We start from the raw sequence: 8,897 nt of genomic DNA on the forward strand, positions 1-8,897 counted from the left end.
TCTTTCTGGTTTTATTGTAAGCCGTCATCAATGCGACAGCAGGCTCTCGAGCATCCCGGCACCAATCTTGGCATAGCGGATTGCCTCATCGATCGTGCCCTTGTTCTCCGCATAGGCCGCAGCCGCTTTATCCTTGAGCTGGCTGGCCTCCTGCTTCATGGCCGCCACCGAGTCGAGCTTATCATTCACATCGTCGATCATCTTCTGGGCCTCGTCGATGGACTTGCGCACATCAGCCGCCTGCGTGTCGCTTTCCGCACTCTGCTGCTTGTTCTGCTCGATCTGCCGCTGGCGCTCAGCCTCCTTGCCCGTCACCTTATCGACGAGCCGGCCGAGGGCTGAGCCCGGCGCACTGTCACCGAGCTGCTCATTGCGGCCCTTGGCCCGGCTCGACTGCTCCTCAAGCTGGCGCTGCTGCTCCTGCAAGTCCCGCTTCTGCTTCTCAAGCTGCTCGCGGCGCGCCTTGAGGTCAGCCTCCTGCCCCGCCAGCTTCTGCTCCTTGTCCTTGAGCTGCTGTTCCTGCACTTGCCGCGCCTGCTGCTTATCGCTATGCTCCTGCGAATAGCCTGCAATCATAAAACCGATGAACAGGGCTGCCGCAAAGCCACCAGCAAGGCAGAGCGCCTTCTTGCGCCCGGCCGTCAGGAATTTCTTCGGCTTTGCCTTGCCCTCCTCATGGCCGCTGCCATCACGCGCCAACTCGCGCACATTGCCGCCAGGACGCCCCTGCGGGAAGGCCGGCTTGATGCCCAGCGCATCATCGACAGGCGGCAGCTCCTGCGTATCCGACAGCCCCGGCTGCCGGGCAGCTTTCACGGGCTGCATGTCCTCGGGACGCATGTATTGGGTTTTATCGAGATCCTCGTTCTTCATTCTTGTTCCTGTGTCTCCATTTGTTTCTGTTTCTTTTCTTCCTGCTCCAGCAAGGCTGCGTGCTCCTTCTGCATCGTCTCGCAGAGGCGCCGCAGCGTCCAAAGCGTATTGAATGGCGTCACCACCGACTTGAAGCGCACCTTCGGCACCCCGGCCTCCTGCAGGGCCAGCAGCACCTCATCCAGGCGCTTGTTGCGGATATTCTGCAGCACCATGACCTCATGGGGGAACACGAAATCATCCTGCTTCTTATCCGCCGCAGCCTGAAAGCCCTTCATGCCGAGAAGGTAGCCGACCTTTTCGCGCCAGGCCTCCACCGGCACCACCTTCGAGGCGATGCCCATCCGGCTCAGTACCTTGCGCGCAAGATGCAGCTTCTCTTCATCGCGGAATTGGTAGAATAACACCTGTTCTTTTCGTTTCATCGAAATGCTCCTTCGTCAGCGGGACAAGCCACGCATGATCAGATACGTCACCAGCTCGTCAAGGGACACGCCCTCTTCCTGCTTGCGCTCCTCCAGCGAGCGGCGCAGCGACTTGGGCAGCTTGACCGACAGCAGACCATCGGTACTTGCTGCGGCAGGGGCCATCTTCGGCGCCGCGGTCTTCTCCTTGGTCTCCTTTGCCGCTGCTGCTTTTGCCGTCGCCGTCTTTGCCGCTGCGGTCTTCGCCGGCTTCGCGGCCTTGGCCGTTTTCACGTCTACCGCTGGTTTCTCCTTGGCCTCGGTCTTGGCCGCTGCCGCTTTCTTCTTTGCCGGTGCCGCCTTTTCCGTCACAGCTTTTTCCGCCGGTATCTCAGCTTTCTTCGTTTCCTGCTTATCGGCCTTGGCCGTCTTCTTCGCCGGCTTCTTTTTCTCCTCCGGCGGATAGACAAAGAACTCATTATAGGCATTGCGCAGCGTCTCGCTGGCCTGCTTCGTGCCGACGCCGATGATATATGACGGCGTATCCGAATTCAAAAGCTCGGCAATCCGCACGAAATCCGAATCCGTCGTGATGATCAGGAACTTGCGCACCCCCTCCTGATAGAGGATTTTGGCCGAATCGTAGATAGCTGAATCCAGCGAATTCTTGCCATGATAGGTACGGCTGATCTGACGGAACGTAAAGCCTGGCCGGCGCATGAGCTTATCCCAGCGCTTCTGCTCGGGGCGCGCCTCCCAGTCCGAAACGACAATCGTGCGGCAGGGCTGATACCGCCTTGCCTTGCCTAGCGTATAGTTTAGCATCTCAAACGGCGCATTTTCGATATCATAAAGTATCGCCACCGTTTCATTACTCGAATCGAGTGTCATAAAATCCTTCCTTCAAAGTCTTATAGTCATACAGTTTTATCTATTCGCCCTTTTGCCGCAAAATCCTGCCAGTCTGGCTTCAGCGGCAAACTTCTTCGATGACACCGCCGCCTACAACGGTATCGCCGTCGTAGAACACGATGGACTGGCCTGGCGTCGCCGCACGCTGCGGCTCGTCAAAATGTACCTGCAAACGACCGTCCGCGCGCAGGGTGAGACTAGCCATGCCCTCTTTCTTGCCATAGCGGATTTTCGCCGCATAGCGGCAAGGCTCTGTGAACTCATCAAACGCAATCCAGTTAAGGTCGCCAGCCACCAGCCCCTCAGCATAGACATCCTTGGCCCCGCCGACGATGACCTGATTGTTCTCCATATCAAGCTCCGTTACGTAGAGCGGCTCAGGTGCCGCAATGCCCAGCCCCTTGCGCTGGCCAATCGTGTAGAGCGGCACGCCCGCATGACGGCCAAGCACCTTGCCCTCACGGTTGACGATATTACCAGGCTTCAGGCACGAAGGATTCTTGTCGCGCAGGAAAGCCTTGTAATCATCGTGCGGGACAAAGCAGATTTCCTGGCTGTCCGGCTTATGCGCTACGGGCAGGTTGAACTTCTCCGCCAGCTCCCGCGTATGCACCTTCGTCATGCCGCCCAGCGGCAGCATGAAATGGCGCAGGGTCTTCTGGTTCAGATGGTAGAGCGCATAGGACTGATCCTTGTGGGTGTCAACGCCCTTCTTGAGGACATAGCGGCCGTTTTCCTCCTGCTCGATGCGCGCATAGTGTCCCGTGGCCAGGAACTCCGCCCCCAGCTCCAGCGTCTTGTCGAGGAGCAGGCCGAACTTCATATAGCGGTTGCAGGCAATGCAGGGATTCGGCGTCCAGCCTTTCGCGTAATCGGCCAGGAAATAATCGATGACATCACGCTGGAACGCCTCCTTGAAATTGACCGTATAATGCGGGATGCCGATGGTCTCCGCCACCCGGCGCGCATCGTCGACGCTGGCCAGGCTGCAGCAGCCGCGGTCGTTGCAGTCAAAGTCACGGCTCTCCTCAGAAAGCCGCATGGTGATGCCGATGACATCAAAGCCCTGCTCGACAAGCAAAGCTGCCGTCAGCGAGCTGTCCACACCGCCGCTCATAGCCACTACTACTTTTTTCTTTTCCATCTATTTCAATCTCCTATATCCGTACGAAATATCATGCGCTATAATCGCATTCGTATCTTTAAGTATAACATATTATCGCCCAGACCCAAAGGAATCTTGTCACAGATACCCGGCAAATGCTAAACTAAACGATGAACGTATTCCCTTTGACTGCAACAGGAGGCATCGTCATGCACGTTACCGGTATCATCGCCGAGTATAATCCCTTCCATAACGGCCATCGCTATCAGCTGGAACAGATCCGGCAGGCATATCCGGATAGCGCCGTCATCGCTGTCATGAGCGGCAGTTTTGTCCAGCGCGGACAGGCAGCGCTCCTCGACAAATGGCAGCGCGCCGGGCTGGCCATCGCCGGCGGCTGCGACCTCGTGCTCGAGCTGCCCTTCGCCTTCGCCTGCCGCAGCGCCCAGGACTTCGCCCGCGGCGGCGTCCAGCTGCTCGCAAGACTTAGCATCACCAACACCCTCGCCTTCGGCGCCGAATGTCCGTCACTTGCGACACTACAAGCACTCGCTGCAGCCATCGATTCGCCGGCCGTCCAAACACAGCTGCACGAGCGAATAAATGCCGGAGCCTCCTACGCACAGGCGCTTACGGAACTCACCGCCACGGCGGCCAGCGCTGACGGCTCCCTCCTGCACCAGCCCAACAACATCCTCGCCATCGAGTACCTGCGGGCACTGGCAGAATATCCCGCCATCGAGCCACTGCTGATCCCGCGCGCAGGCGCCGGCTACCATAACACCAACATCGCCGCCCCCCATGCCAGCGCCTCGGCCATCCGTATGCTGCTGCAAAAAGCCGCCACCGCCGCCAAGAGCACCGACGGCAAACTGCTTATCCCCCAGCTCACCGCTCATGACAGTATGGCCCTGCAAGGAGCCCTTCCCGCCGCAGGCTTTGCCGCCATCCGCAAGCTCAAAGCTTCCGAGCTGCCAAACCTTGACCGCCTGCTCGTACCACTGCAAGCCCTGATGCTGCGCACCAGCAACACAGCTTTGCAGGAAATCAGCGGCATCAACGAGGGCCTTGAAAACCGCCTGCGCGACTGCCTGCAAAACGCTGCGACCTACGACGAAGTTCTGTCCGCCGCCGCAACCAAACGCTACCCCAAAAGCCGCATCGCCCGCACGCTCATCCACCTATTGCTCGGCATCACGCAGGCACAGCTGGCAGAAATAGATAATGCCGGCCCGCTCTACGCGCGCGTCCTCGCCTGCGGCCCACGCGGCCGCGACCTGCTCAAGCGCATAAAAAAAGCGGAAACGCTTCCGCTTATCACCAAAACCAGCGCTTACCTAACCAGCACCCAGCGCGCCCAAGGACTAGCCGCCCTATCCCCCCTGCAAAAGCAGCTTGCCCTCGACACAATGGCCACCGAGCTGCGCCAGCTGATTACACCGCAAACAGACAGGAAATGCAACGACTTCCAACAGTCACCACGCTTTTTCGGTTAGCGCACACTTACTATTTTCAACAACATCCGCATCTATACGCAATGCCTGCCTGATTTGACCTGTCAAATCAGGCAGGTATTGATAAAAACCGACAAAACCGCTATAATAGAGTTAGAAAAAAGACCACCGATAGACGGATTATTCCCTCGCTCGATGGTTATATCTTCATTAAACAGAAATAACCGCCGTTTTTCGAGGACAGGCGGTTATTTTCTTTTTACCTCTGTAATGAGGAGCAAGAGAAGCAGAAGCTTCAGCGTGTCCGCATCTATCGGTAACACCTCCACTTCGGGATGGCCAATCGACCACGCTTACGCTTGGCCTTAAAGCACCTTTCTGCGAGGGTGTACGTTACAAATAATCCGCCTACCGTATCTGGTGGCCTGACAGGATGCTCCTGCCAAAGCTATTATAGCATGTATACTCCATAAGAACAATAAAAATGCGGGCGGCTGACATTTGACTTGTCAACCGCCCGCGTTTTTCTGTTTATCCCTGTACGTCACAGTACACAGCGATAGCCTGTGGTACTGTCTCGATGGTCAGCGGCAGCTGCGGGCCGATTTCGCCATCGAGGTCGCTCTGCAAGGGCTCGGCAGCCGTGATGCGGAAGTTGCGTGCCTGGATGTGCAGCACCTTATCCTTCTCCGACACCGGCTTGCCCGCGATGAGGTCAGCCGTCACTGCCATCAGCGACGGGATGCCGCATTTGCGGATGGCCAGCAAATCGAGCTTGCCATCCGTTACCGAAACATCTTTGGCGACATTTTTCATGCTGCCGACGACGGCACTGTTGATGACCACGAACAGGAAGGCTTCGAGCTCATGCCGGCTTTCATCTGCCTCGATTGTCATCGGCACCGCCCGGAACTTCGGCAGTTCGCCAATGCCCTTGATATAATAGGCCATCTTGCCCAGCGCATTCTTGAGCCGTGCATCCACCTCATGCGCAATACCTGTCATCATGCCGGCGCTGGCAACATTGATGAAATAATCCTCGCCAACCTTGCCAAGATCCATGCGGCAAGACTTGCCGCTTGCGATGATATCGAAGTATTTTTCCATATCCTCATTGATTTTGAGATACGTCGCAAAATCATTGGATGTACCGCTGCCGATGATGCCGAGTGGCAAATCGATATTATTCTTGACCATGAGATTCACGCACTCATGCACCGTGCCGTCGCCGCCTGCGGCCAAAATGCCCGCAGGCTCCGTTTCGCGCACGAAATCCACGAAATCCTCATTGCCCTCTTTCCTGGTGCGGAACATAAGCAGCAGGATATTGCGGCGCTGAAACGCCTCGACCATGCCATCGAGCTTGTTCTTGAATGCAGCATGCCCCGATACGGGATTATAGAAAAGAACCAGCTTTTTCACTGTCTATGCCTCCTGGAAAAAACGAGCAGGTTCGCTGCTCGTCTGTTTATCTTATCCGTTTGCTTTCGTCTTAAAAACGCCAATGCGGCGCAGGAATTTGATGCCGATGCGGCCAATCATCGGCATGCGCTCAAGGTCATCCTCGAGCAGGCCGCCAATCAACAGCATGACCGCGATGTATACCGCACAGCCAAAGAATACGGCACCGAACGTCGAGATGACACCAATCTGCCACCAGGCCATGGTCCAATCGTAGAAGAAGTAGACCGCCGCTGCCATGACCGCCGAAGCGATGATGGTCTTCAAGAGCTGCGGGATCTCCATGCGATACCCGATGAACTTGTAGATGAAGATCAGATTGATGATGGCAGCAACACCCATGTCAGCCGCCGTTGCCCAGGCAGCACCCATGATGCCGAGCCAGGGGATTGCGGTGAGTTCCCAGTTCAGGACGACCTTGGCCACCGCCGCCAAGATCATATTGACCATCGGGATGGTCGGATGGCCGAGGCCCTGCAGGATGCCTGTCGACACCTGATGCAGCCCCAGCAGGATGATGCTGACCGCCGAAATCATGACGGCAGGGCCAGCCCCCGGCGCATTGTAGATAAGGGACGAAATCGGCGTCGCCAGCACGAACACGATGACAAATGCCGGGAAGCAGACGAAATTCGAGATGCGGACAGAAGCCGCCGTCTGGTTGTAGACGCGCTTCATATCCTGCAAAGCCCGCGCCTCCGAGATGGCCGGTACGATACTCATGGCCATGGAAGCCGTGATGATACACGAAAGGTTTACAAGCGGCACCGCCATACCCGTGAGGTAGCCGAAAAGCTCTGTCGCCTCGTTGACGCTGTAGCCTGCGACCTCCAAGCGCTGCGGCACGATCATGAGGTCAAGGTTGGAGACCACCGGCAGCATGATGCTGGCCGCCGAAACCGGCAGCGACAGCTTGAAGATGCGCTTGATGATCTGCCAGGCCGGCTCGCTTTCCTGTCCGGGCAGGGGCTGCAAGTCGTTGCCATAATCGCGCTCGATATCCCGGTCGAGCTTCCAGTGGAAGTAGACCAGCACCATAAGCCCCGTCACCGCCCCCGCCAGGGCACCCAGCGACGCACCAGCTGATGCGTAGTCAAGGCCCCAGGGCAGCAGAAGCTCCGCCAAGAGAATCATCGTAATGACACGGAAAATCTGCTCGACAATCTGCGAGACTGCCGTTGGCGTCATGCGCTGCCAGCCCTGCAAATAACCGCGGGAACTTGCAAGCAGCGTGACAAAGAATACTGTTGGTGCCAGCACAACGATGGACTTATAGGCACGCGGATCGCGCACGAACTGCCAGTCGATGAGCCAGTCTGCGGCAAAATAGGTCAGAAACGAAAATACAAGACCTGTTGCCACCATCAAAGCCATCGAGATATGGAACACACGCCTTGCCCCAAAGATATCTTTAAGGGCAACCTTCTCCGCCGTGATGATGGAAATGGCCACCGGCACACCAGCCTGTGACACCGTCATGGCAAAGAAATAGATGGGAAAGGCCATCTGGTAAAGGCCGATACCTTCACCGCCAAGGATTCGGGACACAAAAATCCAATTCAGTGAACCGATGACCTTGACGACAAACCCAGCCACAGTCAGGATAAATGTTCCCTTGAGGAACGATTCTCCCTTGCTGGATTTCTTTTCTTCTTTAACTTCCTGGTTACTTATGGGAAACACCGCCTATGTACAAAGGCACGCCACTTCCCCGCGGCATGCCCGTTTTGCAAAATCATCGCGCAATCGCTATAATAAGGATACGCAACATAGGAAATTATATCATCATTGGCGTTGACTTTCCACTATTATTTCTGCCAACGGCCGAAATCGGCCAAGGAGTACCTATGAACAAGAATCTCATCGAATTCGATATGGCAATCGGCCGCGAAAAGCCGGTGACCATCTTCACCCATGAAAATGCCTGCCCCTTCTGCGACACCGAGCATCTGACCGACATCATCGACCGCGACGGCACCATCATCCTGCTGCGCAATAAATACAATGTGCTGAAGGGCACCGAGCAATTCGTGCTGATCGAGGGCGATGCCTGCCAAAGCGATATGCCCGCCTACAGCCGTGCGCACATGCACCGGCTCATCCGTTTCGGCATCCATCACTGGCTGCGTCTCAAAAACTCCGGCGAATATGCCGACGTCATCTTCTTCAAGAACTTCGGCCCGCTCTCTGGCGGCACCATCCGCCATCCGCATATGCAGTACATCGCATTTCCCGCCTTGACTGAGCCGCTGACTGTCCAGCCTGAGGAATTTTCCGGCCCTGTCATCTACGAGCAGGGCCAAGTGAAAATGACTGTTTCCGAGCAGCCGCATATCGGCTTCTGGGAGTTCAACCTTATCGCCACAGCGCAGGATTCTGCTACCATCGACACGCTGGCCGACTACATCCAGCTGGGCACCGATTACTTGACCCATCACTTCCATAAGCGCTGCAACAGCTACAACATTTTCTTCTACGAACGCGAAGGAACCATATACGTCAAACTGACGCCCCGCTTTGCCACGCCGCCCATCTACATCGGCTATAACCTCCGCGTGCGGCCATCGAACTATCAGGATGCCATAGCTGAACTTCACCACATCTACGGCACTTCCCCATTTGCCTAAAAATTGCAGTTTATCTGTCCGTACGTGGTTAAAACAAACTCGGTACAGCTCAGCTTGGGTG

The 8,897-nt window shown here is 56.5% G+C and carries 8 protein-coding genes; 2 read left to right on the plus strand and 6 right to left on the minus strand.

All coding sequences use genetic code 11. The annotated features are described in order from the left end of the window. Positions 1 to 27 precede the first annotated feature (27 nt). From BM181_RS13970 to mnmA, 4 genes are all read right to left on the minus strand, one after another. Complete coding sequence (locus BM181_RS13970) at positions 28 to 873, minus strand: hypothetical protein (protein ID WP_075445735.1); 846 nt, start codon at positions 871 to 873, stop codon at positions 28 to 30. Then, a complete protein-coding gene (locus BM181_RS13975; protein WP_075445736.1) occupies positions 870 to 1,298 on the minus strand; it encodes a DUF3783 domain-containing protein in 429 nt (142 codons plus the stop codon). Before BM181_RS13975 ends, BM181_RS13970 begins: the two co-directional genes overlap by 4 nt. Before the next feature lie 15 nt (positions 1,299 to 1,313). Next, positions 1,314 to 2,168 (minus strand): NYN domain-containing protein, encoded by an 855-nt coding sequence (locus BM181_RS13980; RefSeq protein ID WP_075445737.1) that lies wholly within the window; start codon positions 2,166 to 2,168, stop codon positions 1,314 to 1,316. Between the two features lie 79 nt (positions 2,169 to 2,247). Further along, positions 2,248 to 3,333, minus strand: a complete 1,086-nt coding sequence (mnmA, locus tag BM181_RS13985; protein ID WP_075445738.1) for a tRNA 2-thiouridine(34) synthase MnmA — start codon at positions 3,331 to 3,333, stop codon at positions 2,248 to 2,250. A gap of 170 nt (positions 3,334 to 3,503) precedes the next feature. Here mnmA and BM181_RS13990 point away from each other — a divergent pair, with 170 nt between their 5' ends. After that, a complete protein-coding gene (locus BM181_RS13990; RefSeq protein ID WP_075445739.1) occupies positions 3,504 to 4,790 on the plus strand; it encodes a tRNA(Met) cytidine acetate ligase in 1,287 nt (428 codons plus the stop codon). A gap of 489 nt (positions 4,791 to 5,279) precedes the next feature. On the opposite strand, the gene BM181_RS13995 is transcribed toward BM181_RS13990, so the two are convergent. Then, the gene (locus tag BM181_RS13995) at positions 5,280 to 6,170 is read right to left on the minus strand and encodes a diacylglycerol/lipid kinase family protein (protein ID WP_075445740.1); all 891 of its coding nucleotides are present in this window, start codon (positions 6,168 to 6,170) and stop codon (positions 5,280 to 5,282) included. A gap of 51 nt (positions 6,171 to 6,221) precedes the next feature. Further along, on the minus strand, positions 6,222 to 7,892 hold the full coding sequence (locus BM181_RS14000; protein WP_075445741.1) for a putative polysaccharide biosynthesis protein: 1,671 nt from the start codon (positions 7,890 to 7,892) through the stop codon (positions 6,222 to 6,224). A 164-nt stretch (positions 7,893 to 8,056) separates the two neighbouring features. On the opposite strand from BM181_RS14000, the gene BM181_RS14005 reads away from it, so the two are divergent. Continuing rightward, entirely contained in the window at positions 8,057 to 8,836 is a 780-nt protein-coding gene (locus BM181_RS14005) for a DUF4931 domain-containing protein (RefSeq protein WP_075445742.1), read from the plus strand. Positions 8,837 to 8,897 lie beyond the last annotated feature (61 nt).

The organism is Pseudoselenomonas ruminantium (assembly GCF_900113715.1).
Lineage (GTDB): Bacteria > Bacillota > Negativicutes > Selenomonadales > Selenomonadaceae > Selenomonas_A > Selenomonas_A caprae.

What these genes read in the sequence shown, in the direction of transcription:
- BM181_RS13970 (WP_075445735.1), bottom strand. Translation starts at nt 873, where the DNA reads ATGAAGAACGAGGATCTCGATAAAACCCAATACATGCGTCCCGAGGAC.
- BM181_RS13975 (WP_075445736.1), bottom strand. Translation starts at nt 1,298, where the DNA reads ATGAAACGAAAAGAACAGGTGTTATTCTACCAATTCCGCGATGAAGAG.
- BM181_RS13980 (WP_075445737.1), bottom strand. Translation starts at nt 2,168, where the DNA reads ATGACACTCGATTCGAGTAATGAAACGGTGGCGATACTTTATGATATC.
- mnmA (WP_075445738.1), bottom strand. Translation starts at nt 3,333, where the DNA reads ATGGAAAAGAAAAAAGTAGTAGTGGCTATGAGCGGCGGTGTGGACAGC.
- BM181_RS13990 (WP_075445739.1), top strand. Translation starts at nt 3,504, where the DNA reads ATGCACGTTACCGGTATCATCGCCGAGTATAATCCCTTCCATAACGGC.
- BM181_RS14005 (WP_075445742.1), top strand. Translation starts at nt 8,057, where the DNA reads ATGAACAAGAATCTCATCGAATTCGATATGGCAATCGGCCGCGAAAAG.